The organism is Lentzea sp. NPDC054927 (genome assembly GCF_053610285.1).
The window spans coordinates 32,341-55,326 of record NZ_JBSGXZ010000006.1 but is presented as its reverse complement, the minus strand read 5'-3'; the positions used below and the strand labels follow the sequence as shown (position 1 = coordinate 55,326).

The 22,986-nt window shown below is 67.5% G+C and carries 14 protein-coding genes; 3 read left to right on the top strand and 11 right to left on the bottom strand.

All coding sequences use genetic code 11. The annotated features are described in order from the left end of the window. The first annotated feature begins 325 nt into the window (after positions 1-325). The gene (locus ACWGE0_RS12005) at positions 326-2,650 is read left to right on the top strand and encodes an ATP-binding protein (protein ID WP_452260905.1); all 2,325 of its coding nucleotides are present in this window, start codon (positions 326-328) and stop codon (positions 2,648-2,650) included. A 69-nt stretch (positions 2,651-2,719) separates the two neighbouring features. On the opposite strand, the gene ACWGE0_RS12000 is transcribed toward ACWGE0_RS12005, so the two are convergent. From ACWGE0_RS12000 to ACWGE0_RS11970, 7 genes are all read right to left on the bottom strand, one after another. Then, positions 2,720-4,930, bottom strand: a complete 2,211-nt coding sequence (locus tag ACWGE0_RS12000; protein WP_452260904.1) for a xanthine dehydrogenase family protein molybdopterin-binding subunit — start codon at positions 4,928-4,930, stop codon at positions 2,720-2,722. Beyond that, positions 4,927-5,907, bottom strand: coding sequence for an FAD binding domain-containing protein (locus tag ACWGE0_RS11995; RefSeq protein WP_452260903.1), 981 nt, complete (start codon positions 5,905-5,907; stop codon positions 4,927-4,929). The genes ACWGE0_RS12000 and ACWGE0_RS11995 overlap by 4 nt, the downstream gene beginning before the upstream one ends. A 7-nt stretch (positions 5,908-5,914) precedes the next feature. After that, a complete protein-coding gene (locus ACWGE0_RS11990; RefSeq protein WP_452260902.1) occupies positions 5,915-6,577 on the bottom strand; it encodes a (2Fe-2S)-binding protein in 663 nt (220 codons plus the stop codon). A gap of 133 nt (positions 6,578-6,710) precedes the next feature. Further along, positions 6,711-7,382, bottom strand: coding sequence for an SDR family NAD(P)-dependent oxidoreductase (locus tag ACWGE0_RS11985; protein WP_452260901.1), 672 nt, complete (start codon positions 7,380-7,382; stop codon positions 6,711-6,713). 64 nt (positions 7,383-7,446) lie between these two features. Beyond that, positions 7,447-7,812 carry a cyclophilin-like fold protein gene (locus tag ACWGE0_RS11980; RefSeq protein ID WP_452260900.1) on the bottom strand — a complete coding sequence of 122 codons (366 nt, stop codon included), beginning with the start codon at positions 7,810-7,812 and terminating at the stop codon, positions 7,447-7,449. Position 7,813: 1 nt separating this feature from the next. After that, the gene (locus ACWGE0_RS11975) at positions 7,814-9,187 is read right to left on the bottom strand and encodes a multidrug effflux MFS transporter (RefSeq protein WP_452260899.1); all 1,374 of its coding nucleotides are present in this window, start codon (positions 9,185-9,187) and stop codon (positions 7,814-7,816) included. Between the two features lie 19 nt (positions 9,188-9,206). Further along, positions 9,207-10,229 carry a zinc-dependent alcohol dehydrogenase family protein gene (locus ACWGE0_RS11970; protein ID WP_452260898.1) on the bottom strand — a complete coding sequence of 341 codons (1,023 nt, stop codon included), beginning with the start codon at positions 10,227-10,229 and terminating at the stop codon, positions 9,207-9,209. Positions 10,230-10,356: 127 nt separating this feature from the next. Here ACWGE0_RS11970 and ACWGE0_RS11965 point away from each other — a divergent pair, with 127 nt between their 5' ends. Both ACWGE0_RS11965 and ACWGE0_RS11960 read left to right on the top strand, forming a co-directional pair. Next, positions 10,357-11,253: a helix-turn-helix transcriptional regulator gene (locus ACWGE0_RS11965; protein ID WP_452260897.1), complete on the top strand. Its 897-nt coding sequence runs from the start codon at positions 10,357-10,359 to the stop codon at positions 11,251-11,253. Between the two features lie 820 nt (positions 11,254-12,073). Then, positions 12,074-15,661, top strand: a complete 3,588-nt coding sequence (locus tag ACWGE0_RS11960; protein WP_452260896.1) for an NACHT domain-containing protein — start codon at positions 12,074-12,076, stop codon at positions 15,659-15,661. A gap of 96 nt (positions 15,662-15,757) precedes the next feature. Here the strand turns inward: ACWGE0_RS11960 and ACWGE0_RS11955 are convergent, their stop codons facing one another. The 4 genes from ACWGE0_RS11955 to ACWGE0_RS11940 are packed head-to-tail and all read right to left on the bottom strand — an operon-like array spanning position 15,758 to position 22,625. After that, entirely contained in the window at positions 15,758-17,002 is a 1,245-nt protein-coding gene (locus ACWGE0_RS11955) for a Wadjet anti-phage system protein JetD domain-containing protein (RefSeq protein ID WP_452260895.1), read from the bottom strand. Continuing rightward, positions 16,989-20,351 carry an ATP-binding protein gene (locus ACWGE0_RS11950; protein ID WP_452260894.1) on the bottom strand — a complete coding sequence of 1,121 codons (3,363 nt, stop codon included), beginning with the start codon at positions 20,349-20,351 and terminating at the stop codon, positions 16,989-16,991. Before ACWGE0_RS11950 ends, ACWGE0_RS11955 begins: the two co-directional genes overlap by 14 nt. Then, a complete protein-coding gene (locus ACWGE0_RS11945; RefSeq protein ID WP_452260893.1) occupies positions 20,348-21,097 on the bottom strand; it encodes a DUF4194 domain-containing protein in 750 nt (249 codons plus the stop codon). Before ACWGE0_RS11945 ends, ACWGE0_RS11950 begins: the two co-directional genes overlap by 4 nt. Continuing rightward, positions 21,090-22,625 carry a DUF3375 family protein gene (locus ACWGE0_RS11940; RefSeq protein ID WP_452260892.1) on the bottom strand — a complete coding sequence of 512 codons (1,536 nt, stop codon included), beginning with the start codon at positions 22,623-22,625 and terminating at the stop codon, positions 21,090-21,092. The genes ACWGE0_RS11945 and ACWGE0_RS11940 overlap by 8 nt, the downstream gene beginning before the upstream one ends. Between the last annotated feature and the right edge of the window lie 361 nt (positions 22,626-22,986).

Below are 22,986 nucleotides of genomic sequence, written 5' to 3'. Positions count from 1 at the left end.
GCCTGTCCCGGTGCGTGCCGGTGTCCGTCGGGGGGAGGCGGACATCGGCGGTCGTGGACATCACCGGGCGCTCTGTGGGCGGCCGACAAACCCAGGCCGCCCACGAACGGGGTCAGGCGGCTGGAGCGACATGGCTGGCGCTCCCAGGTGGTCCCGGCGGTCGATTTCTCACCGGCCTGAGTGCTCCGGGCCACCTGGAGGAAGGGTGCGCGCCACGCGCTGCGGACACATCGGGAGAAGTACGGAGAAGGCTACGGATTCGTTGGCCAAACCGTTGCGGGCTTCTTCCTGCGCGGCGGAAGACACCGGATTACGGTTCCGTGGTATGAGCACGGTCGTCCGGAGGAGAGCATCGGGTCTCCCTCTGGAGCTGAGCAGTTTCGTCGGCCGCAGGCACGAGGTGGAAGAGGTCAGGCGCCTGCTGTCGGCGTCACGCCTCGTGACCCTCACCGGACCGGGTGGAGTGGGCAAGACACGGCTCGCCCTCGAGGTGAGTCACGTCGTGCACCGGGCGTTCCCGGACGGGGTGGTGCTGGTCGAGCTGGACCAGTTGCGCGACGCGGAGCTCGTGGCGAACGCCGTGGCGCTGGCGGTCGGCATGCGCGAGGCGGGCAGGACCTCACTCGAGATGCTGACCCACTATCTGGCGTCCCGCCGGCTGCTGCTGGTGCTGGACAACTCCGAGCATCTGGTCGACGCGGTCGCCGAGCTGTCCGGCGCGCTGCTGCAGACCTGCCACGAGCTGCGGATCCTGGCCACGAGCCGGGAGTGGCTGGGCGTCGCGGGCGAGGTTGTCATGCCCGTGCCACCTCTCACCCTCCCGGACCGGGAGCGGCCGATCGCCGAGCAGGAGCTGAGCAGTTCCGAGGCGGTGACGCTGTTCGCGGAACGGGCGGCGTCCGTGCGGCTCGGTTTCACCGTGAACGCCGCCAACGGGGCCACGGTGGCCGAGATCTGCCAACGCCTGGACGGCCTTCCGCTGGCGATCGAGCTGGCGGCGGCACGGGTGCGAGCGCTTTCGGAGAAGGACATCCTTGCCCGGCTGGTGCACCAGCCGCAGTCGTTCACCGCACGGCGGCGCCACCTCCCCGCCCGGCAACAGACGCTGCGGTCGTGCATCGAGTGGAGCCACGACCTGTGCTCGGACCGGGAAAAGCTGCTGTGGGCGCGGCTGTCGGTGTTCGCGGGCGGGTTCGAGCTCGACGCCGCGGAGGACGTGTGCTCCGGTGACGGGCTGGCCGTCGAGGACGTGCTGAGCACCGTGGCAACGTTGCTGGACAAGTCGATCCTGGTGGGGGAGCAGCACGGCGACGTGATGCGCTACCGGATGCTGGAGACCATCCGCGAGTTCGGCGTTGAGCGGCTCGAGGACACCGGTGAGCACGCTGACCTGCTCCGCGGGCACCGTGACTTCCATCTCGGGCTGATCGAGCGGGCCAACGCCGACTGGGTGAGCTCCCGGCAGGTGGACTGGTTCGCCCGGCTGGACCGGGAGCACGCCAACAACCAGACAGCCGTGGACTACTGCCTCAAGGAACCGGGCGAGCTGGACGCCGCGTTCCGGATACTGGCCGGGTTGTTCCACTTCTACTGGTGGGGACGCGGATGGGCCAGAGAAGGCCGCCTGTGGCTGGCGCGTGCGCTTTCCCAGCCGAGCCCGCCGTCCGCCGTCCGTGCCAGTGCCCTGCTCACCGATGCGAGTCTGGCGCTGGCGGACGGACAGTTCGACGTCGGCGGGGAGCGCCTGGCCGAGGCCAGGGCCATCGTCGATGTCGGGACCGACCCCGCCATCTCGGCCTTCGCCTACTGGGTGGAAGGCAGCGTCGCCTTGTACAGCGGTGACCTGCCGACCGCGATCGCGGTCTTCGAGCAGGGCCTCGCTGTGCTGTCCCCTGGAGTCGACGTGCCGCGCCGCCTCGACCTGATGCTGAGCTACTCGAGCGCGGTGGGACTCGTCGGCGACGCAGCTCGCGCCACCGCCTGTCACGAGGAGTGGCTGCGGATCACCGAGTCGGCGGGCGAGTGCTTCCACCGCTCCTACGCGCTCTGGAGCATGGGCTTGTTCGAGATGGCGCAGGGCGACCAGGACCGGGCCGCCGAGCTGTACCGCGAGAGCATCAGGCTGCGCAGGGACATCCGCGACCTCACCGGAATCGGCTGGTCGGTGGAGTCGCTGTCGTGGGTCGAGGCCGCGATGGGGCACGCGACGCCGGCGGTGACGCTGCTCGGAGCGGCGGACCGGCTCTGGGAGATCATGGGCCGCCCGTTGCGTACGTACCAGCACCTGTACCCGCACCACGAAGAAGCCGAGCGAGTCACGCGGGAGCGACTGGGCACCGAAGGGTTCGACGAGGCGTTCCAGCGCGGCCGGGCGATGAACGTCGACGAGGCGATCGCGTTCGCCCTGAACGAGCAGCCGGCGGCCGTCTTGCCAGTGGCGTCGCCCAGTGTGCTGACCCGGCGCGAGCGGGAGATCGCCGACCTCATCGCCGAGGGCTTGACCAGCCGCCGGATCGCGGACCAGCTGGTGATCTCGGTGCGGACCGTGGAGACCCACACCGAGCACATCCTGGCCAAGCTCGGATTCACGTCCAGGGTGCAGGTCGCGACGTGGGTGTCCCGGCAGCGGCCCCAGGAGGCCGCCGAATAATCGGCGTGTCATACCGCGCAGTGACCAGTCGCAACCCTTCCCCGGACGGGGAAGGGTTGCGACTGGTTGTCAGAGCAGTGCTTCGGCGGTGATGGGGAAGTCGCGGACGCGGCGTCCGGTGGCGTGGAAGACGGCGTTGGCGATGGCGGGTGCGACGCCGACGAGGGTGATCTCGCCGAGCCCCTTGACGCCCAGTGGGTTGGTCTCAGGGTCGTTGCCGTTGAGGTAGATGGCTTGGAGGTTGGGAATGTCAGCGTTGACGGGGACGAGGTAGTCGGCGAGGTTGGCGTTGGCGATGCGGCCGTCGCGGGGGTCGGTGACGGTGTGTTCGAGCAGTGCCTGCCCGATACCGCCGACCATGCCGCCGATGGCCTGACTGTCGGCGAGTTTCGGGTTGACGATCTTGCCTGCGTCGTAGACGCCGAGCATGCGCCTGAGACGGACGATACCGAGGCGGGCGTCGACGGCAACCTCTGCGAACACCGCGCCGTACGCGGACATGGAGAACCGGTCGTGCACGGCCCCGGCGTAGGTCCCGATCGCTTCGAGGTGGGAGCGTTGGTTGCGGGTCAGCAGCTGCTGATAGCTCTCGCCACGCGTGGGGTCGGTCTTCACGTGCATGCGTCCCTTGCGGACGATCACGTCGTCGGGATTGACGCGGTGCAGGGGTGAGCGGGAGTCGTTGACGGCCAGGGTGATCGCCTGGCGGCGCACCTGGTCGGAGCCGAGCTGGATCGCGGTGCCGACGCTGGCCATGGTCGTCGACCCGCCGTGCGGCCCGGTCGGCGGCATGACCGAGTCGCCGAGGCGGAACGTCACCGTGGTCATGGTCAGGCCGAGAGCGTCGGCGGCGACCTGGAGCATGGAGGTGTAGGTGCCGGGTCCCATGTCGCTGGTCGCGGACTGAACCAGTGCGGTGCCGTCGGCGTTGAGCCGGACATGGGCCTGGGCGGGAAACCCGCCGGTGTCGTAGACGGCGGCGGCCATGCCGGTGCCGATCAGCCAGTCCCCGTCCCGGGTGACGCCTGGTTTGGGATTGCGGCGGTGCCAGCCGAACTCGCGGGCGCCGACGGTGTAGCACTCGCGCAGCCGGCGGGTGGAGAACGGCAGGCCTGTCGACGGGTCCTTGCCCGGTTCGTTGCGCAGCCGCAGTTCGATCGGGTCGATGCGCAGTTCGTCGGCGAGTTCGTCCAAGGCGCACTCGATGACGTGGACGCCGGTGGCGAAGCCGGGACCACGCATCCAGATCGGGGTGTTCACGTCCAGCGGCACCGTGGAGTAGGCCTGCCGCACGTGGGGCATGCTGTAGAGCATCTGCCCCGGAAGCAGTACCGCCTCGGTGAACTTCTCGTAGCTCGACGTCTCCGACTTGACGTCGTGGACCATCGCGGTCAGCTGACCGCGCCGATCGCTGGCTACCTTCACCGCGTAGGTGTAGGCGGGCCGGTAGCCGGTGCCGAAGTACAGCTGCCGCCGGGACAGCACGAGCTTCACCGGGTGGCCGGTCACCCTGGCGGCCAGTGCCGCGATCGTGGTGTGCGGCCACGCCCGCAGCCCGCTGCCGAACCCGCCGCCGACGAACGGCGAGATGACCCGCACCGACTGCTGCGGAATGCCGAACACCGCGGCGATCTCCTGCTGGGTACCGCCGACCACCCATTGGGTCTTGTCCCACAGGGTGAGGTCGTCGCCCTGCCAGCGGGCGATGGTGGCGTGTGGCTCCATCGGGTTGTGGTGGTTGCGGGCCATCCGGTAATTCAGGTCGAGCCGGACCGGCGCCTGCGCCCACGCGGTGTCAGCGTCGCCGCGGGTGTAGGGGATGGGTTCGTCGGCTGGGGCCCGCGTCAGATCGGTCGACGGTGCCTCAGCGGCATAGGTGACCTCGACCAGGCTCGCGGCATGGTGCGCGGTCTCGAGGGTTTCGGCCACCACGACCGCGACTGGCTGGCCGAAGAACAGCACCCGGTCGTCCTGGAACACCCGCAACCTCCTGCCTGGCTGCGGGTTGTTCGAACCTGGATTGTCCACATAGGGCAGACGTGGCGAGTTTCCGTGGTGGATCACCGTCAGCACGCCCGGTTGGGCGAGCGCGGCCCGCGTGTCGACGCCGGTTATCCGGCCACGGCCGACGCTGCTGTCCACCACGGCCGCATACCGGACGTTCTCGAGGCCGTCATCCGGGCCGTGGTCGGCGGTGTAGGGCGCTTGCCCGGTCACCTTGAGCCGTCCGTCCACCCGCGACTGCGGGGTGCCGACAGCGGTCTGGGGTTGCAGGGTCACCGGGTTCCTCCCACCACACGCAGCTGACGTTCCACGGTCCGTTTCAGCAGCTCGACCTTGAACTCGTTGTGGGCCAATGGCTGGGCGCCATCCGCGGCCCGCGCGGCGGCCTCGGTCCACAGCTGGTTCGACGGCCGCTTGCCGATCAGGTGCTGTTCCACCGCGGACAGCTTCCATGGCACCGTGCCGACACCGCCGGCGGCGACCTTCGCCACCCGGATCAGCCCGCCGCCGATGCGCAGGGCGACTGCGGCGGAGGTGAGGGCGAACTCGTAGCTCTGCCGGTCCCGGACCTTCAGATACCCGGACTTGAGCGGGCCGGGATGGGGTGGGATCTCCACCGCCGTGATCAGCTCACCGGGCCGCAACGCCTGTTCCCGCTCCGGCGTGGTGTCCGGCCGGAGCAGGAAGTCGGCGAACGCCACCCGGCGTTCCCCGTCCGGGCCGAGCAGGTGCACGGACGCCTCCAGCGCCGCGAACGCCACCGCGACATCCGAAGGATGGGTCGCCACACACGCCTGCGAGGCGCCGAGGATCGCGTGGGTCCGGTTGAATCCCTCCCGAGCCGCACACCCCGAACCAGGCCGGCGCTTGTTGCAGGCAGCCGACACGTCGCGGAAGTACGTGCAGCGCGTGCGCTGCATGATGTTGCCGCCGATGGTCGCCATGTTCCGCAACTGCGCCGACGCGCTCAGCTCCAAGGCCTCCGAGATCATCGGATGGGCGTCGCGCACCCGGCGGTCGGCGGCGGCCTCGGACATCCGCACGAGCGCGCCGATCCGCATCCCACCCTGTGGGGTGGTGGTGATCTCCCGCAACGGGAGGGCGCTGATGTCGACCACCGCGCCAGGACGTTCGACGGTCTCCCACATCAGGTCGACCAGCGTTGTGCCGCCGGCGATGTACCGCTCACCGCGCTGTGCGGCGGCGACCGCCGCACGGGTGTCGGTGACCTTCGTGTAGGTGAAAGGAAACATGCCTGCCTCACCGGGCCTTCGCGGCCTGCTGGACCGCACGGACGATCTTCACGTAGCAGCCACAGCGGCAGATGTTGCCGCTCATCCACTCCCGGATCTCCTCTGGCGACCGCGCATGGCCTTCACGGATGCAGCCGACGCCGGACATGATCTGCCCCGGCGTGCAGAAGCCGCACTGGAACGCGTCCTGCTCGGCGAACGCCTCCTGCAACGGATGCAGGCGCTCGCCGTTGGCGAGTCCCTCGATCGTGGTGACCTCCGCGCCGTCCAGCCGGACCGCCAGCGTCAGACAACCGTTGACCCGCCGTCCGTCCACCAGCACCGTGCACGCGCCGCAGGCGCCGGCGTCGCATCCCTTCTTCGTGCCGGGCAGATTCAGGTGTTCGCGCACCAGATCCAGCAACGATGTCCGGTTGTCCACTGTGACCGTCACCCGCTTGCCGTTCACGGTCAACGCGACACGACTGCTCGTGCCCCCGCCGGCTGGCTGCGCGGACGCGGACGGCTCGGTGTCCAGAAGTGCTGGTCCGGCGACCACGCCGCCCGCCGCGATTCCGGTGGCCGCGATGAAAGTACGACGACGCAACGCCGGCGCGGACTCGACCGGCGCGGGCGGGGGAGCGGGCTCTGGTAGGTCGGAAACGGGGGAAGCGCGGTGCTCGGCGGACATGCGCCCTCCTGTCAGTTTCGGCGTGGTGGGATCAGATTCATCCAACCTGCGACGGCCATGCGGAGGGAGTTACTGACAGAGCACCCCTCGCGTCACCGTGTACACGAGGACCACACACTCGCTGTGCCGCCGGTCATGGTTCGGTGGGAAGGTCTTCGGCGAAGATCCGGAACTGGCAGGGGTGGGTGTGCAGGTGCCAGAGCGTGTCGGCGAGGACGGCAGGGTCGTGGGTCGGGTGCCCTGGCCGGATCGCACCGGGGATGATGAGCTGACCGACCTGGATTCCCTCGCCGGCCAGGGTGTCGTGGAGCATCGCCGCGTAGGCGCTCTCACCCGCGAACGCGATCGAGGTGCCGGCCACGTTCGGGTTCGGACGGGCGCCGGAACTGCCGTTGACGAACAGGATCGAGCCACGGCCGAGGCTCCGCATGCCCGGTAGGACCTGGTGCACCGCCGTGACGGGACCGTCGATCGAGAACTCCACCGCACCGACCAGATCGTCCACAGTGGTCTCCAGCACGGGACGCAGGAACTCCTGCTGCGGCAACGGGCTGTACTCGAGCACCTCGACCGGCCCCAGTTCCTCGGCCGCCTGGTCGAGTGCCGCGGTGAGTGCTTTCGGATCGCGGACGTCGGCGGCGTAACCGCGGGCGGTGAGCCCATCGGAGTGCAGGGCGGCGGCGAGAGCGTCGAGTCGTTCCTGGCTGCGGGAGATGAGGGCGACGCGGTGGCCCTCGGCCCCGAAGCGGCGAGCGACCGCGGCGCCGAGGCCCTGGCCGGCTCCGACTACGGCGATGGTGGTCATGAAGTTCCGTTCCTTCAGCGTTTCTGACGTGCGGGTGGGGTCGGCTGATCCGCCGTACCGGCTGCTACTTGATCACCTCGACGGTGACCTGGCCCTGTTCGAGCAGGGTGAGCCGGTCCAGCCCCGACTCGACCGTGCCGATCGCGATGACGTCGTCGGACGCGCCGCCGCCGGGCTCGGCGTTGTAGAAGAAGCCGAGATTTCCCCACGGCACGTAGTAGATGAGGTCGCCGTTGCGGGTGGCGCTGCCGGGCGAGCCCTCCGTGGTGAGGCGCTGCGGCAGGTAGCTGATCTTCTCCCGGCCGGCGAACTCCTCGAAGGCCAGCGTCAGCGGCAGCTTCGAGACGAAGTCCCGGCTCGTGGGGTTGTCGGCCACCCGGACGACGACCTCGGCATCCCCTGCGGCGAACCGCACTCGCGACGTACCCATCTCAACCCCTCCGGTCGTGTGCTGCGGCATGGCTGTCGTGGACTGCACCGAGCTCGTGGACGGTGTCGAGGTGCCGTTCGGGGAGTCCGCGCAACCTGACAGCAGGGTCGCGGTCAGGATGACGAGGAGTCGCTTCCTCATTGCGATGACCTCCGAAACGTTCGTGGCCGGTGGTGCGGCCCCGGATGACGGCCAGGTAGGTGACGACGGCGAGCACGGTGGCGGTGACGGTGACGAGCCCGAGAGGCAGGGCGTCGTGGCTGCCGCCCAGGCCGACCAGGGGTGCGGCGAGCCCGCCGACTCCGAAGCGGGCGAGGCCGAGCAGGGAGGAGGCGGTACCGGCGATGCCCGGATAGTTCGCCATGGCGAGGGACGTCGCGGGCGGGGTGATCGTGGCAACGCCGCCGACCATCGTGAACAGAGAGAGAATCACGGCGATCACGGGCAGGTGGAACACCGCGCTGACAAGCAGTCCGCCCGCGCCGGTCAGGCACATCACCAGCCCGACGACCATGGTGCCCTCTTCTGACCATCGTTCACACAGGCGGCCCGCGGCGAAGCCGAACAGCATGAACCCGAGCGAGTTCAGGGCGAACGCGAACGAGTAGCCCTGAGGGGAGAGGCCGTAGATGTCCTGCAGCACATAGGTGGCGCCGGCCAGGTAGGCGAACAGGGCGACGCTGACCAATCCGGAGATCAGCACTGTGCCCAGCAGCACCCGGTCGGAGAGCAGGCGGGTGAAGTCACGCCCGGTCTGCGCGAGCCCGCCGGTGGTGCGGCTCGTCTCCGGCAACGTCTCGCGGAAGATGAACAGACAGGCCAGCAGGATCAGCACGCCGACGGCGGCGAGGAGGACGAAGAAGCCGCGCCAGTCGGTGAAGGACGCGAGCTGCCCGCCGAGGACCGGTCCGACGACCGCGGCGAGCCCAGCGATCACGGTCAGGCGGCCGTAGTACCGCATGAGCTTGCCGCCGCTGTAGAGATCACGCCCCGCTGCCTGGGAGATCACGATGCCCACCCCGCCGGCCAGGCCCTGCACGACCCGCGCGCCGACCAGCGTGGGAATGGTGGGGCTGAGGGCGCACAACGCCGAGGTGACGACGTAGGCGACGACACCCACCAGCACAGGCCGCCGACGGCCGAAGCGGTCGGAGATCGGTCCCGCGACGACCTGGCCGATCGCCAGACCCAGCAGACAGGCGGTGATGGTCAGCTGCGCGGCCGAGGTCGTGGTGTGCAGGTCGGTGGTGAGCGCGGGCAGCACCGGCAGGTAAAGGTCCATGGAGATCGGACCAAATACCGTCAGCAGGCAGAGTACGACCGTCAGAGGGCGGCCGACGGCCTGTTCACGAGCGGGGCGGTGAATGTGGGTCACTCGGGGTCCTTTCGGGGCGTCACACGCGCAGCAGCGCCTTGATGGCGCGGCGTTCGTCCATGGCCCGGTAGGCCTCGGCGGCCTGGTCGAGCGGGAGCTCGAGGTCGAAGACCTTGCCCGGATCGATCCGGCGGTCCCAGATCAGGTCGATCAGCTGCGGCAGGTACTGGCGGACCGGAGCGGGGCCACCGTGCAGGTGGACGTGGGAGAAGAACAGCTCCAGCCCGTCGAGTGCGACGTCGTGGGCGACGCCGACGTAACCGACATGCCCGCCGGGCCGGGTCGAGTGGATGGCCTGCAGCATCGACTCCTGGGTGCCGACCGCCTCGATCACGCTGTGCGCGCCCAGTCCGCTGGTCAGGTCCTTGATCCTGGCCACGCCCTCCTCGCCGCGCTCAGTGACGATGTCGGTCGCTCCGAACTCCAGCGCGAGCTTTTGGCGTGGTGCGTGGCGGCTCATCGCGATGATCCGCTCCGCCCCGAGCTGCTTCGCCGCCAGTACGCCCAGCAGGCCGACGGCGCCGTCGCCCACGACCGCGACCGTCTTGCCAGGCCCGGCCTGCGCGGCCACGGCGGCGAACCAGCCGGTGCCGAGCACGTCGGACGCCGCGAGGAAGCTGGGGACCAGATCGTCGTCCGGCACATCGGGGGTGGCGACGAGGGTGCCGTCGGCGAGCGGGACACGCAGCAGTTCCGCCTGGGCGCCGAGGGTGCCCACGAGCTCCCGGCGGACGCAGGACGACTGGTAGCCGGCCCGGCAGATCTCGCAGGTGTTATCCGAGGCGAAGAACGAGCCGATCACGAACTGACCCGGTTCGATCGTCGTGACCTCGCTGCCGACTGCCTCGACGATGCCCGCGTACTCGTGTCCCATCGGAGCCGGGCCGTCGTAGTTCTCGATGCCGCGATAAGGCCACAGGTCCGACCCGCACACACAGGTCGCGGACAGCCGGATGATCGCGTCGGTCGGGGCGACGATCGTCGGATCCTCGCGTTCCTCCACCCGGATGTCGCCGGGCCCGTGCAACACAGCGCCACGCATGATGGCTCCTCCCTTGTGGTCGAATGCCGGTCCAGGACATCACCGGCGCTCGTGAGCAGGGAGTTTCTGCTGAGGGGTGTATCGACAGGGCACCCCGCGACCTGACCGCCGGCCATACGCTGATGGTGTGGACAATCGAGAGGAAGTCCGCGAGTTCCTCGTCTCGCGGCGTGCCAAGGTCACCCCGGCACAGGCAGGGCTGCCTGCCGGAGGCAACCGCCGCGTCCCCGGACTGCGCCGCAGCGAGGTCGCCGCGCTGGCCGACGTGAGCATCGAGTACTACTCGAAGCTCGAGCGCGGCGCGCTCGCCGGGGTTTCGGCCACCGTGCTGGCCGCGGTGGCACGTGCGCTACGGCTCGACGATGCGGAGCGCGCGCACCTGTTCGACCTCGCCCGAGCCGCGGACGGCACGGCCGCGATCGTCCGGCCCCGGCGCCGGACGAAGGCCAAACAGTGGGCTCCGCACGAGAGTCTGCAGTGGACACTGGACGCGGTGAGCGCGGGACCCGCGTTCGTCCGCAACGGCCGGATGGACCTGCTGGCCGCGAACCGACTCGCGCGAGCCTTCTACGCACCGATCTACGACAGCCGGTACCAGCCCCCGAACTTCGCCCGGTTCCAGTTCCTCGACCCGGCCTCGTACCAGTTCTACCCGGACTGGGACTCGTTCGCCGACATCTGCGTCGCCATCCTGCGCACCGAAGCCGGCCGCGACCCCCACGACAAGGAACTCCACGACCTGATCGGCGAACTGTCCACCCGCAGCGACGAGTTCCGCACCCGCTGGGGCGCCCACAACGTCCGCCACCACAGCACCGGCTCGAAGACCTTCCACCACCCCGTCGTCGGCGACCTCACCGTCGCCTACGAAGGCCTCGAGATTGCCGCGGACCCCGGTCTCACCCTCACCATCTACACCGCCGAACCCGGCTCACCCTCCGACGAAGGCCTCCGGCTGCTCGCGTCGTGGGCCGCCTCCCAGGAGGCCGAGCAGGAGTCCGCCACGCGGCACCCGTCCGGTTGACGCCGCCCTCGTAGCGCCCCGAACAGATGCGACAGCCAAGATCGCGATTCTCGGCGTCGAATCCACCGGTGCCCGCATGGTTACATCAGCGCGAGGAGCCGACCTGGCGGCGCGCCGCGAAATATGTACGGTCGAGTACACGAGCAGGGCTTACTGATCGAATACGACGGCCAGCGACTTTGCCTACGAGTCGCTCCATAGCTCATGAAGACGGTCGGGCCCGCATTGGAGCGGTGCAATTAAAACGGTCGAAAAATGAATTACCCCACGGGATTCTGGCGAATCCCGTGGGGTAAGAGAATGTCCGAGGGGGGACTTGAGTCCCCATATGTAGCAAGCTTGCGCAGTTCGTGTGTTCACGCGCTATTGGATAGCTCGAACCTAGTATAGAGGGCCAGTCGATGCGATTCAATCTTTCGTCGCTAAGTTCTGTCGATTGGGGTCAAGACCTTTCGTGGCGAACAGTTGGATAGCAGGCTGACCTGGAATCAGATCGGCCTATGTGCGCTGTGAGTGCGAGCGACACTACGACGAGCACCGCATCCACCGATCACTCGCTGGCGCGGCGCCCTTGAGGGTCCGGCCCCAACCTCTCGAACCCGAACAGATCGAATGCCTCAACGGGCCGCAGGGGAGAGTTGCTCACGAAGGCCTACGCTGAAGGGTTTTCATCGTGTCGAGCTGCTCAGCAGACGACGTGTCGACGTGTCCTCGCCGCCGGTGCAGGTGCCGCAGTTGCTGGGGCTCAGGTAGGCCGTGCGCCAATGGTTTCGGCCGTTCGGGCCTTGTCCACCGCAGCAGCCGTCCTACCGTGTGATCGGTGCACGAGAACAGCGTCAGCGCGCCGGTCTTCGGAGTGGTCGTACAGGTGCGCGACCTGCACGGTGATCTGCACGTCGAAGCCGCGAAGGCGGTCTCCACCCAACCCGAGCCGCTGAAGCTCGCGTTGGCCGGAACGACGGTGCGCGTGCGGTACAAGCACGGCGAAGGGCGTGGCGTACGCGTTGCGCCTGGGGTCGTGATCACGGCCGCCGGCCTGCTCGACGCCGGCAGCAGCGCACTCGGCAAGATCGTGGACGAGCCGTCGGACGAACCGTTCGCGTGCGTGTCGAGCGGTGTGCCGGACCCGGCTTTCCGTTACGCCCTTGAAGAACTGCCCGGCGCACCGGTGCTGGACACGCTGACCGGCTGTGTCTGCGGTGTTTTCACCGTTGAAGGCGCGATCGCCGAGATCCCCATGCTGCCCGAGCACGCGGTGGCGGACAGGGAGAATCATCGCTGGCTCGATCTGCTGACCGACGCCCAGTTGGCCGCAGCCGGGCGCAAACACCTGGGTCCTCGGCTGCGCAGATACCTCGGATCGGTGTGCGCGCTCGGCAGCGAGCACGAATATCAGCGCGTGGCGCGATCAGCGCCGGATCTGAAACGGATCTACCTCGCGCGCAAGGCCAACCCGCGCGCCGACGACAAAGCGCGCAAGGCAAGTACGCACGACGATGAAACCGCGCTGCCGGAACGCATCGATGCGGACAGGCTGCTGACCAGGTACCTGGACGTGCAGATCCTCGCCGATCCCGGCGCCGGTAAGACCAGCCTCGTGCGGCACTTCGCCTCGAAGACTGCGGACGAGCTGCTCGGCGGTGCCGATCCCAGGGCGGTGCCGTTGCCGACCACCGCACGGGCGCTCGCGGGTGACGTGTCGTTGTCCGATGCCCTGGCCGACGCGCTGCCGCGGGTGCTCACCACCGACCTGCCGCGGCAGGACCTCGTCGACCTGGTGAGCAAGGAACCGTTGCCAGGCGTGCCGTGGCTCGTGCTGGTCGACGGACTCGACGAGGTGGTCGACGTGCCGGGGCGGCTCAGGGTGGTGCGCCACATCGCGCACCACCGCTCGGGCACGACGTACCGGTTCATGCTGACCAGCCGCAACCTCAGCCGGCAGGAGCTGATGTCGTTCGACCACGCGGGTTTTCCGACGTACGAGCTCGAGCTCTTCTCTGAGCAGGATCTGCGCACGTTCACCGTGAAGTGGCTGCGGAACATCGGGCATCGAGACCCGGACGCGGTCGCGGAGGATCTGCTCGGCAGGCTCGCGGACACGAAGTTGTGGAGCCTGGTCCGGGTGCCGCTGATCGCCACGATGCTATGCGTCCTCTACGGCGCCGACCCCGGCCGCGAGCTGCCGAAGGACCAGACAGAGCTGTACGAGGAATACGTGGCGTGGCAGCTGGACAAGATCGCGTACGCGGAGACGCGCGTCCGGCTCGTGAGCTGGCTCGCCGGCCACGGCCCGACTGCGGAACGAGCGGCCGACAACCTGATCGACCACATCCCGCGGTTGCTCGAACACATCGCCTTTGTCCAGGTGAGCGGGCAGGTGCCGGAATCCGCGGCACTCCTCGACGTCGCCGTCGGATGGGACGGTGTGCCACGGCCCGAGATGGTGAGCCCCGACGAGTGGCGTTCGGTGGTGGGCGAGATCGTGCGCGCCAGTGGCTTACTCATCCAGCACGGTGATGACTTCGATTTCCCGCACCCGACCATTAGGGAGTTCCTGGCCGCCCGATGGCTCGTCCGTGCGGCCAGCGACCCCGCGACGGCGGCGCGCGGGCTTCTCGCTCCGGACTGGCGACGTCGGGGCCTGAGCCGTGAGGTGAAGGTGTTCGTCGCAGCCCAGCTCGCCAGAGCCGGCGCCGACCTGAGCGCGCCGTTGCGTCGCCTGCTGCGCCCGTGGCACCGCGTGCGCGAGTTCCCGTTCATCGCCGAACTGGCACGGCACGGCGTCGATCTCGATCTCGATCCCGGGGTCGGGGACAAGGCCGTGCGGATCCTGGTGCGCATGATCGAGTCACCGTCGACCCGGTCCGGCCGAGAATGGGAGGACCGCGCTACGTGGCTGCGGCACCTCGACCAGGACCGCCTGATCGAAGTGCTGCGCACGCTCGCCGCCAAGGAGAGCGCGCACGAGGACCGCAGGTTCGAAGCGTTGCGGTATCTCATCCAGGTCGACCTCCGGGCGAGCGAGCCGTTGCTGCTGCCGTTCCTGGCCAGCACCGGCATCGCGGATCAGGCCAGGCGCAGCATCGACACGCTCCTGTGGGAGCGTGACCAGGAACTGTGCCTGCGGGTGTTCTCTCATCTCGCCCGCAGCAACGCCCGAGATTGGCTGCGTCTGGTCGCCGCGAAGCTGGTGCAGCAGCACGAACCAGCCGTCGGCGTGAAGCTCCTCGTCGAGCTGGAGAGAGACCACACGGTCAGCGACCGCATCCGGGAAGCCGCAACCGCTGCGGTCGAGAAACACGACCCCGAGTTGGGCGTGATCATTCGCGGTGAGTTCATGGTGACCGCCCGGCACGAGGACTACCGGCTGGCCGCGATGGAACGGCTCTACGACGAAGCCCCTGAGCAGGCCCGAGTGCAGCTCACCGATGCGGCGCAGAACGAGCAGCTGTTCCCGCGGCCCCGGTTCGAGGCAGCGGTGTTCCTAGTGCGGAAGTTCGCCCACGACCCCCAGATCCTGCTCGACATCGCCGACAAGGGAGGGCTCATCCCCGACGAGCAGATGGAAGCCGCCCTGCTCAGCAGGGTCAGGTATCCACAGCGGGCCGCGGCACTGTTCGAGAAGATCGCCATCGGCGCCGCGCTGGACGGCCCGCTGTGCCAGAAGGCGATCGGCGAACTTCTGAAGCTCGACAAACAGGCAGCGGTCGGCCTGCTGAAGGCTTTGGTGCGGGACGACAAGAAACCGGACGCCTCAAGGCTCGACGCGCTCGCACGGCTGACCGGTGTGCTTTCCGGGGGCAGCTGCTTGGCGCTGTACGAACAACTCGTCGTGGCGTCGGGACTCAGCGATGAGAACAAGCTCGTTGTGGCGAAACGTTCACTCCATCTGGCGGTGGACGTCGACGCCGCCCTGAGGCTGCTCGTGAAGGTGGCGAGCGCGAGCTCCATCGTCGTCGACGTGCGCATGCAGGCGTCCGCCTCGGCCGCGCGCGTCGACGCGGAAGCCGGGTTTCTCGCCTACAAGAGCATCGCAACCTCAACCGATGTGGACGGCACGATCCGGGTGCAGGCCGTGGTGAAGGCGCGGGACAGCAAACGATCCTGGGGCAGGCGTCTCCTGGAGTCCCTCGCGAGCGATACGACGCTGGACGCCAACGCCAAACTGATGCTGGCGCGGCATCTCGGTTCGTCGGACGGCCAGCAGCTGGTGTGGAAGGTCGTCCGTGACGAACGCGCCAAGCCGGCCATCCGCATGGAGGCGGCCGCGCAGCTGAAGGGCTTCGGCTCGGATCAGGCGATGAAGGCGTACCTGCACTTGGCGGAAGCGCGCGGCATGTCCGGCAACCTTCGCCGGCAGGCCAACGGCAAAGCGCGGCAGCTCGGTTGGCGGCCGGCAGAGGAGTGACGCCTGCAAGCAGGCCCGCCGCGCACGTTCAGCATGCTGCTCATCGTCAACGAGCATCACCTGAAGTCTGTGGTGACGCCAATCCCGAGGTGAGCCTCACTTGCCGAAGGTATCCAGTACCCCCGACAAAACCGGTGCACTCTCCAGCGTTGTCACGCGCTTCAACAGGAAGTTCCTGAGCATCGGATACACGTCCTCCCACGGCAGCCGTTCTTGCTCCAGCAGCAGGCCCGTCCCGTGCTTGGCGGAGTACGCGGTGAGGTGTTCGTACAGCTCACGTTCGGCGGTGGTGAGGTGTGGTGGCGTGGCGGTGCGCTGAGGAGGTGCACCTTCCACAGCCAGCCTTCGAAAGTGATGGAGCGTGTCGATGTCGGTGAACACCGTGTGCGCAGGGATGCCCATGCCGCGCAGGTCGCTGACGAACTGCAGGCCAGGCAAGTCGATGTCGCCCCAGTAGATCACTCGTTGCGCCTGCCTGACCCAAGTGATGCGCGCGTACTGGTCGACGTGGGCACCGTGGCCGTGAAGCACGACGGTGCGTTCGTAGTCGTCGGTGATCGCGAACGCGGTCTCCTTGTTCTCCAGGATCAGAACCTGGGTCGGGTGCTGGGGCCAGCGGTCGAGGTCCTCGACGGTCGCCGCGAAATGGCGCATGCCCGCGAACTGAGCCCTGAGCGCCGGGTCGAGCACGGTGACCTGCACGAGTTCGGGAACGACACACAGGCCCAGTCGGTCGTGAAGTGTCCGCTTCCTGGACAGCGGCACTTCATCGGTGGACTCGTCGACACTCTCGTCGCCGAGGAGTGCGAGCACGAGGGTGGCGTGCGCGGCGAGCCACTTCGTGTGGACGCCCTCGATGGGCAGCTGTCGCAGGAACAGCCCTGAGGTGGGATTGATGGTCAGCCAATTGGCCGCGTGCACGAGCCGCGCGTAGTCGGCATCGTCCAGCTGGGTGATGCGGCGAACGAGGCGGTGGAACTTCGCTCTGGGGAAGGAGTTCTCCAGCTCGGTCAGTCGTCTGCCGCAGCGCAGCCAGGTTGCCTGGTCGTCGGGGTGAGTTCGCGCCACGTCGCCGGGACGGGACAGCACGAGCGTCTTGGGCATGGGGTGGGTTCCGGTGGGGAATCTCAGGTTGGCGCGTTCCACGTGGCCGGGGCCGGTGTATGCCGCCCAGTCCGCCGCCCATTCGTGACACCGCACCGGGTGCGCGGTCCGTTCGGATGGAGCTGGCGGGCGCAGCGAGATCCGCATCGGCCAGGTGCCACCGCCTCGTGCCCAGTCGGCGTAGGAGTCGCTGAACCGGCCTCGTAGCGACGCGATGATCTCGTCAGGCCGTCGCACGGATTTCGCCGTCCTCGTCAGCGAACCGGCGTGCGGCCAGCTCGCCGAAGGTGGCTGTCTTGCCGGTGGAGCGCGCGCCGTCGGCGGTCACGCGCTTGTCGACGAGGATTGCCTGACCGATGTACGGCTCGACGATTCCCGCCATGCGGATCGGTGCGGCGATCATCAGCTGGAAGCCGAACTCGTCGAACGCCGACAGCGCCTGGGCGGAGAAGTTCTCGTCGGACTTGCTGAAAGCCTCGTCGAGCATCAACGTGCCGAAGCGTGGCCTGCCGTCGGTGTCCGGATCGGCGAGGTTGTAACTCAAGGCGGCGGCGAGGCAGAACGCCACCAGCTTCTCCTGCTCACCACCGGAGTTCGTGGCGGTGTTGCGGTAGGTGTAGACGGTGATGCCGCCTTCGTCGAGTTCCCTGCCGTAGAACGTGTAGCTGTTGCGGACGTCGAGGACGTTGCGCCGCCATCGTTCGGCTGCGGTGTCCTGGTCGGTGAACTGCTTCATGAGTGCCTTGACGCGGTGGAACTGGGCCACCTGCTGCTCCGGGTCGTTCTTCAGCACGGCGGCCTTGCGCATGAGCTCGTCGACTGCGTCGCGGAAGGCCTTGACGTCGGCGGACGGGTTGGCGGCGTAGGCGATCTGCAGGTGCGTACCGTCGTTGAACTCGACCCTGCGCAGGCCGGCGTTGACCCAGCCGACCCGCTCTTCGATCTGGCGGCCAGCTTCGTCGATGGTGTGCTGCAGCATCGCGATCGACGGCACCATGTCGTTGCTGATCATGTGCTGGAGCTTGCCCATCGCTTCGGGAAGTCGACGGGTGACGATCTCGGTGTGCAGGGCGGCGAACGAAGCACCGCTGAGGTTCACGTCGCCGCTGTCGTCGGGCGCGTAGTCCCGCCAGTGCTCCAAGAACAAGGTGATAGCGCTGCGAATTCGCTCCGCTGCCAAGGCTTGGCGTGACGTGGCCTTGGTGACGCGGTTGTCCAGCTCTCGGCCCATCGATCGGCGGATCGCGCTGATGTTGGAGGTCGTCGCCGTGGTCTGGATGGCTGTGTACACCTCGTCGAGGTAGAGGCGCTCGTCTTCGTCAACCGTGTGCGGCTTGGCCTCCTCGGCGTGCCGCAGGTCTCCGAGTTTGATCTGCTCATCTGCCTCGTCATCGATGCGCTGCTTCGTCTTCTGCCAGTCGCCGATGGCCTTCTCGAACTCTTCCTGGGCCTTATTGCGCTGCGTTTCGAGACGTTGCAGATCCACGTCGTTCGCACGGATCTGTGCGATCTGTTCGCCGAGGCCGTTCGCCGCTCGTGTGGGCGCCCAGTAGTCGACGCTCGACCAGGTCGTGAAGTCCATCAGTTCGGTGGCCGCATCGATCCGCTTGTTCGCGACTTCAAGGCGTTCTCCGAACCCGTCGGCGCTCTCAGAGGCCGAGCGCACCTCGTCCGCCAATGCCGCGACCTCCCGCTCCAGCGCCTGCCGTTTGGCCGCGGTGTTCGCGCCGAGGATGTAGTTCGAGGGGTTGGTCAGCTCTGGGCGGTCGTCCTTGCGGTAGTGGTTACCCGGCATCTTGACCGTGCCGTTCAGTGTCACCGCGAAACGGTGACCGTCGAGCTCGGCTGCGGTCTCGACACAGACGTGGTCGAACTGGCGGGCAAGCTGAGCCGCGAGCCAGCGTCCGTGCGGGTGTTGCTGGTCGACCGTCAGCTTTCCGGCCAGCCGGTTGCGTGCTGGTTGTGGCATGTGCGCTGACACTGCGGTGACTTCGGTGTACTCGACCAGGCCACGCATGTTGTGGGAGTCTACGAAGCGGCGGACGCGGTCGATGTGCTCGGTGGCGACCAGCAGGCGCATACCGTAGTTGCGCAGGACCTTCTCCGCTACTGGACGCCAACACTCTTCGCCTTCGGCGATGTCGATCAGCTCGGCGGCGTAGGGCAGTGTGTTGATCGGGACACCGGTTCCGCGCACGATGGTCTCCCGGCGTGCGATCGCGTGTCCGGGAATGAGCGTGGGGGCGGAGCGGAGACGGCGCAGTTCGGCGTCTCGGTCCGTGTACTCCTGCTGCGCCTGCACCTTCCGTGAGATCTCCCGGTGCGCTTGCGGTTCGAGTTCGGCCTTCTGCTCTCTGGCTGACTCAAGCAGCACGGGCAGTCGCACCAGCAGGGCGCGGAACGCCGCATCGTCTTGCGGCACAGGCTCTCCGAGCCTGCCGACGTAGCCGCCGTATCGGTCTAAGCCTTCCTTCGCGGCTTTCGCAGCTGCCTCGAACTGCTGCCGCTGTACTTCGAGCAGCTGCAGCCCGGAGTTCTGCTGCTGGAGCTGTCCTGTCAGCCTGATGAGTAACCCTTGTGCATCGTCTTTCAGCTTGGTCTGATCCAGGAGCTGTGCTTCGAGCAGATCTGCTGATTCCCTGAGTGTGTTGAGCTCGGTGGTGAGCACGGCGAGGTGAAGACCGCGCACGTACCGTTCCAGCGGAGTGCCGCGCAGGCCCTCCGCAGTGCTGTGGTCCTGCTTGGACTCCTGGTGGTCGTTCCAGTTCGGGGGAACGTCGCGCAGCACCTCTTCCTGCCTGGAAGCGCGTTTCGCGGTGATGTAGGCCTCGTTCAGCGGAGTGAAGGTCTGCAGCATTCTTGCCGCGGCGGCGAACGACTCCGGCTTGTCTAGCATGTTCTCGCGAATGAACAGGTTCAGGTCGCCGACGTTCTTCATCGCCTTCGCCTTGCCCAGCAGGGACAGCGCGGTGCCGGTGTGGTCAAGACCGATTCGCCGACCGAGCTCCTTGAGGTATGCATCCTGGCTGCTGGGGAAACGCACGTCGGGGTGCATTCGCTTGAACCACCTCGTGTCGAACTCCCGCTCGGCCCACTCGTTGAGTGCTTGCAGGTCAAACGTGCCGTCGTGCAGCTGATGCATGGTGTTCATGGCAGAGCCGTCGTTCTCCGCACTGGTGAACCACTTCACCACCACCGCGGTGGTGGACGAACCCAGACCGTCCTCGTAGGTGACGCCGACTGCGGACCACGTGGGCTTGCCGCCTCGCAGGTAGCGCACCTTGGACTGCTCGTGCTCGTCGTTGGTTTCCGACCACGCACCTCGAACGTAGGCAGCGGCACTGCGGGAGTTCTGCTTTGCACCGCGTGCGGTGAGGTCGGCTGATGCGTTGAACCGCTGATCGTGGTTCGGGAGCAGAGCGAGGGAATGAGCATCCATAAGCGATGACTTGCCTGAGCCGGACGGGCCGGTCAGCAGAACGCCGCGCTCATCGATCGGGAAGTCCTTGTAGCCGCAGAAGGTTCCCCAGTTGACGACCTGAAGCCTGGCGAGGCGGAACTGGCCAGTGTGGACGGTCCGAGTCATTCGGCCTGCTCCTCCTCGTCGGCCGCCGCGCTCGAGGGACGGGTACCCGCGGCGATGGCCTGGTAGCGGTTGTCCAGCGCGGTGACCTGGTCGGCGGTGAGAATCGCGGTCACGACCCCGTAAACGGTGAACCTGTCGGTACCTCCGCGGACCGGCTTGATGATCGACAGCTCTTCCAGCGACCTGATCGCGGTGTTGATCTTTTTGCGGAACTCGACCTCATCGGTGTCGTTCGCCGGCTTGTAGGCGAACATGTGCTCGACCATGTCGGCTCGATCGACGATCGGCTCGTCAGGAGAAAGGATGTACTGGGTGTAGAGGTACAGCAGGAGCGTGCTCGCGGCCAGGCTGAGCGTCTTGGAGCGCAGGATCACCCGGCTGTGCGGGGACGGATCTTCCGCCTGTCTGGTGAAGGCGTACCGGTGATCGCGGTTGAGTTCCAGGAGCAGTCCCAGCTCCGCCAGCCGAGAGCGCAGCACCGCCTCGTACTGCTCCACGATCGGCCAGTGCTTGGACTTCTCTGTGACGTGCGGAGTTGCTACCAGTTCCTGCAACGCCCAGCACACCTGAGGCGGCAGCTCACTGGTGTCCCCTTCGAACCGTGCTGTGCGTTGCCCGTGGTCGACGTGGCTACCACCGGGCGTCTCGTCGTCATCGGCGAAGATGCTGCTCGGATCCAAGGACGCCTCGTCCGGTTCGGCGAGGTCGTCAGCGAACACACTGGTGAAGCTCCTGGGCTCAGTCATGGAACAGCTCTTCCTGCGTGGAACGGCCGCGGTGCAACGTCAGGCGTCGAGGGGCCGGTGCGGTGGGGGAGGGAAGCTGTTCGGCGAACACCGCGTACGGCAAGTCGATCTCGCGCCAGCCCCGATCGGTGCATGCCCGCACCACCGACCTGGTGCCCTCGTCGACGTCGCCGTACCGGGTGGCGAGCGACCACAACCCGATCACGTCCCCGGCGCGGGGACTGGGCAGCTGTGCCAGCACTTCGGGCAGGGTGGCGTAGCCGGAGTGCTGCTCCATGGTCAGGTGGACCGCGTCCCGCAACGCCGACCAGTCGATGGCTTCCCTCCCGCCGAGCGACGCGAGATCGATGTCGAACTCGTTCGTGGTGTCCATGACTGCGTCCGGAGCGGTGCCCATGCCCTGATCGAGCCGCAGACGACCCACCGAACGCGTCTCGACTCCACTCATGGGCACGACGAAACCGATGTCGCGACCGCCATGCGTGTGCTGGAACGCCACAGCCGCAGATGTTTGCGCCTCGCTGACCCGCGTTCGCATGCTGCGGTAGTGCGTGATGTCACCGCCGCGCACGAAATTGCTCATCCTGCGGAACGCGGCACCCCGCACGTCCTCGACCTCCTGGACTCGTTGCCACACGGCGGAGATGAATCCCTGCAGCGATGCCCTGTGGTGCCCAGGCAGGTCCTCGAGACGCCGGAGGATCTCCGCGATGTCGGACTCCAGCCGGGTTCGCTGCGAAGGCGTCGCGATCGCCGTGGCAAAGGCCCGAAAGGCCTGCCCCTCGGGTGACTCGGCGATGATGTCGTGTCCGTCGAACATGCGCTGCAACGACTCCGCGAACTCGACGTCGTCCGCGAGGCTTTGGCGCAGCAGCATGGCCGTGTTGGCGTGCATGCGTTCGCCGTAGACAGCGACATCTCCAGGGATGCGGTCGGTGAGCTGCGCGAGCGCGGCTACTCGGTCGACCAGCGCGCCGTTGTCCACCTCGGGCGTCTCGCCCCTGTCGATGGCATCGCGCTGAGCGACCAACTCCGCGATACGGTCGTCGATCATCCGTCGGCGGATCAACGGATCCGGGTTGGCGTCGGCGGCGATCTGGCTGAGCTGTGCCATCACCATCGCGAGCGCTGACTCGGTGGCGATCGACGTCTGTTGCCGCAGGGTGCGCAGTTGCCGCACCGCTGCCGCAGCCCCGGACGTCAGCTGGTAGCGCTCGATCCGAGGGTCACGTGGGTCGGCGGAGCGTTGCACCCAGCCCCGTTTGCGCCACCGCATCAGGAGGTCATCAGCGGTGATGGTCGACTCGTCGGTGTCCTCGGGTGAGTAGCTGCGCAACAGCGCCGGCAAGTCAGCATCGATCGAAGCGCTGAGGCTTTGGCCGTCCACGATCTGGCCATCACCGAGATGGGCCGCCATCAGCGCGAGGTACAGCATCGCGTCCCTCGAACGCAGCAGCGACATCGTGACATCGGCGGTCGCACTGCTGCGGAACTCATGCAACAGCTGCTCTGCAGTCTGCTCAGCCAAAGAACCCGAACCCCCGATCACAGCGTGATGGACGGCCTCCCGCATTGCAGCACGAAGCACCGACAAAACCAGGTCGATCCTCCCCGCGGCTCATGGTTCTATCGGACTGGTCCTGGACTTGTTACGTAGCGTGACAACGCCGACTCGCGGTCTCGCGCGGCGTCTGCTTGGCCGGCATCCACCCGATCGAAACGAGCTGGCCGGGACCACACGGCTGTTGCTCAACAGAGAGGTCGCACGACAGAGCACAACGAGCCCTGGATGACGGCGTCGACACCCAGGCTGATGAATGGAGGCGCTCGCCTTAGACTTCAAGCTACGTCGGGGGACATCTCAAGAACAATCAGCTAGGAGTGCGGAG

What these genes read in the sequence shown, in the direction of transcription:
- ACWGE0_RS12005 (WP_452260905.1), top strand. Translation starts at nt 326, where the DNA reads ATGAGCACGGTCGTCCGGAGGAGAGCATCGGGTCTCCCTCTGGAGCTG.
- ACWGE0_RS11995 (WP_452260903.1), bottom strand. Translation starts at nt 5,907, where the DNA reads ATGTTTCCTTTCACCTACACGAAGGTCACCGACACCCGTGCGGCGGTC.
- ACWGE0_RS11990 (WP_452260902.1), bottom strand. Translation starts at nt 6,577, where the DNA reads ATGTCCGCCGAGCACCGCGCTTCCCCCGTTTCCGACCTACCAGAGCCC.
- ACWGE0_RS11985 (WP_452260901.1), bottom strand. Translation starts at nt 7,382, where the DNA reads ATGACCACCATCGCCGTAGTCGGAGCCGGCCAGGGCCTCGGCGCCGCG.
- ACWGE0_RS11980 (WP_452260900.1), bottom strand. Translation starts at nt 7,812, where the DNA reads ATGGGTACGTCGCGAGTGCGGTTCGCCGCAGGGGATGCCGAGGTCGTC.
- ACWGE0_RS11970 (WP_452260898.1), bottom strand. Translation starts at nt 10,229, where the DNA reads ATGCGTGGCGCTGTGTTGCACGGGCCCGGCGACATCCGGGTGGAGGAA.
- ACWGE0_RS11950 (WP_452260894.1), bottom strand. Translation starts at nt 20,351, where the DNA reads ATGACTCGGACCGTCCACACTGGCCAGTTCCGCCTCGCCAGGCTTCAG.
- ACWGE0_RS11945 (WP_452260893.1), bottom strand. Translation starts at nt 21,097, where the DNA reads ATGACTGAGCCCAGGAGCTTCACCAGTGTGTTCGCTGACGACCTCGCC.